Origin of the sequence: Mesorhizobium sp. M4B.F.Ca.ET.017.02.2.1 (assembly GCF_003998955.1) — a bacterium.
In the GTDB taxonomy this organism is placed as follows: Bacteria; Pseudomonadota; Alphaproteobacteria; order Rhizobiales; family Rhizobiaceae; genus Mesorhizobium; species Mesorhizobium abyssinicae.
The window spans coordinates 1-3,131 of sequence record NZ_RZOF01000509.1 but is presented as its reverse complement, the minus strand read 5'-3'; the positions used below and the strand labels follow the sequence as shown (position 1 = coordinate 3,131).

Here is a 3,131-nt window from a genome sequence, read left to right as displayed (position 1 = left end):
GCAAGGAAGGCTTCCGCAGGTTGCGCGGCCGCGAGGTCTGCTATGTCGCGCAGTCTGCGGCCGCAGCCTTCAATCCCGCCCACCGGCTGATGGACCAGGTGGTCGAAGCTGCCCTTCTGCACGGCACGGCGACCCGGGCCGAGGCCGAGAAACGTGCCGTCGCGCTGTTCAAGAAACTCAGCCTCCCCAACCCGGAAACCATTGGCGAACGCTTCCCGCACCAGGTCTCCGGTGGTCAGCTGCAGCGCGTCATGACGGCGATGGCGCTGTGCTCCGAACCCGACCTGATCGTCTTCGACGAGCCGACCACCGCGCTCGACGTGACGACGCAGATCGACGTGCTGGCGGCGATCAAGGACGCCATCCGCGACACGCATGTCGCGGCGCTCTACATCACCCATGACCTTGCCGTCGTCGCCCAAGTGTCGGACGAGATCATGGTGCTGCGCCACGGCCGGCTGGTCGAATGGGGCGGCCCCCGCCAGATCATCAAGGAACCGCGCCAGGAATACACCAACGCGCTGGTCTCGGTGCACGAGATCGCGCACCAGGAGCAAACGCCCGGCACGACGCCGGTGCTGTCGGTGAAGAACGTGACCGCCGCCTATGGCCGCAGCCACATCAAGGTGCTGAAAAACGTTTCGGTCGACATCTTTCCGGGCCAGACGCTGGCCGTCGTCGGCGAGTCCGGTTCGGGCAAGTCGACGCTGGCGCGCGCCATCACCGGCTTGCTGCCGCCCGAGCAGGGCAGCGTCGTCTTCGATGGCCGCACGCTCGGCAACAAGCTCGTCGACCGGCCGAAGGAGGATCTGCGCCAGCTGCAGATGATCTACCAGATGGCCGACGTGGCGATGAATCCGCGCCAGACGGTCGGCACCATCATCGGTCGGCCGCTCGAATTCTATTTCGGCATACGCGGCAGCGAGCGCGACCGGCGCGTCGCCGAGCTGCTCGACAAGATCGAGATGGGCAAGGGTTTCGTCGACCGCTACCCGGCCGAGCTCTCCGGCGGCCAGAAGCAGCGCGTCTGCATCGCCCGCTCGCTCGCCGCCAAGCCGAAGCTGATCATCTGCGACGAGGTGACGTCGGCGCTCGACCCGCTGGTCGCGCATGGCATCCTCGAACTGCTGCTCGGCCTGCAGAAGGAGGAAGGCGTCGCCTATCTGTTCATCACCCACGATCTCGCCACGGTGAAGTCGATCGCCGATTCGATCGCGGTGATGTATCGCGGCGAGGTGGTGCGCTACGGCGCCAAGAGCAAGGTGCTGGCACCGCCCTTCGATGCCTACACCGATCTCTTGCTGTCCTCGGTTCCCGAAATGGAGATCGGCTGGCTGGAGAAGGCGATCGCGGGTCGTCGCATGGCGAGCGCGGGCAACTAGGGCCCAGGAAGCATCGGCCTGCCCGTTTCACGGGTGTGGGCGCCGCGTGTCCGAGAGACCCGCGGCGTTCCGATTTCAAAGGACATTGGAATGGAGCCGCCGGTGGCGCTCGCGACAAAGCTTCTGCTTATCATCCTCGACGGCGTGCCCTACCGGAACTGGCGCCGGCTCATGGGTAATCTCGAAGGCTGGGTCCAGTCGGGCGAGGCGCGGGTCTGGAAGATGCGCTCGGTGCTCCCGTCGACCTCGGCCTGCTGCTATGCCTCGATCCACACCGGCGTTGCGCCGCAGGTGCATGGCATCCTGTCCAATGAGAACCGGTTCAGGGTCGAGCAGCCGGACATCTTCTCCGAGGTCAGCAAGGCCGGCGGCAGGACGGGCGCGGTCACCCATTCCTACTGGTCGGAATTCTTCCGCTCCTATCCGTTCGACCTCGTCGAGGACATGGAGTTCGACGAGCCGGGCGGGCCGATCACCCATGGCCGCTTCCACACCATGACCGGCTACAATGCCAGGAACCAGATGACGCCCAGCGATGCCGACCTGTTCGCCACGCTGACCATGCTGGCCAGGCGCCACGGCATCGACTACGGCATCCTCCACACCTGCACGCTGGATTCGATGGGGCATCGCTTCGGCCATGACTGCCATGAGATGGACCATGCCGTCTATGCGATGGATGCCATGCTCGCCGGCTTCCTGCCGCTCTGGCGGCAAGCCGGCTACGAGGTGATCGTCACCGCCGACCATGGCCAGACCGACCGCGGCCACCACGGCGGCCATGACGACGAGATGCAGGATTTCGCCCTATACTATTTCGGCCCGGGCAAAGGTCCCGAGCCAGACACGCTGCTCGACCAGTTGCAGCTGGCGCCGACGGTGCTGAAGCGCCTCGGCGTGCCCGTGCCAGAGACGATGAAGGCGAAGCCGTTTTTGGGGTGAAACGCGGCGTTGGCGCCCCCTCTCCCCGTCACTATACGGGGAGAGGGTAAGGGTGAGGGGCAGCGCCAACATCGACAATTGCCGACGCCGGCGCCGCCCCTCATCCGCCTGCCGGCAGCTTCTCCCCGTATAGTGACGGGGAGAAGGCAGATACTCTGGCAACGTCCCCGCTCTTCGGTTAGCCTCCCGAAAATTCCTTGGCGGAAGGATGAACCTTTTTGGACCGATCGGCGACAGAGCTACGAGGAGCCAGGCGGCTCGACCGGCCATGACGGCGGCGATGGAGACCGATCGCGCGCTTGTCGACCGGGTCGCGAAGGGCGACCGGGCTGCCGTGCGGCTCCTGTTCATGCGTCACCATGCGCGGGTCTACCGTTTCGTGGTGCGCCAGACGGGATCGGAAATGATGGCCGACGATATCGCGAACGAGGTGTTCCTCGAACTGTGGCGCCAGGCGCCCAGCTTCGAAGGGCGCTCGGAAGTCTCGACATGGCTGCTCGGCATCGCCCGCTTCAAGGCGCTGTCCTCGCTGCGCAAGAAGAAGGAGGACTGGATCGACGACGATGACGCGGCCCAGGTCCCCGACAGCGCCGACACGCCGGAAGTCGTCACCATGAAGGAAGACAAGGGCGCCGCCCTGCGGCGCTTCGTCGACGCCCTGCCGGAGGAGCATCGCACGGTGATCGACCTCGCCTATTACCACGGACAGTCGGTGACCGAGATCGGCGAGGTGCTCGGCATTCCCGTCGCCACCGTCAAGACCAGGATGTTCTACGCCCGCAAGAAACTCGGCGAGGCCCTCAAGGC

Annotated in this window: 3 protein-coding genes; all 3 read left to right on the top strand. The window is 65.6% G+C overall.

The genetic code is table 11. The features are described 5' to 3' along the window. The coding region (locus tag EN738_RS32915; protein ID WP_145967013.1) for an ABC transporter ATP-binding protein at positions 1 to 1,382 on the top strand (1,382 nt) is incomplete at its 5' end. 102 nt (positions 1,383 to 1,484) lie between these two features. After that, complete coding sequence (locus EN738_RS32910; RefSeq protein WP_127287200.1) at positions 1,485 to 2,324, top strand: alkaline phosphatase family protein; 840 nt, start codon at positions 1,485 to 1,487, stop codon at positions 2,322 to 2,324. 268 nt (positions 2,325 to 2,592) lie between these two features. After that, the coding region (locus EN738_RS32905) for a sigma-70 family RNA polymerase sigma factor (RefSeq protein WP_127287199.1) at positions 2,593 to 3,131 on the top strand (539 nt) is incomplete at its 3' end.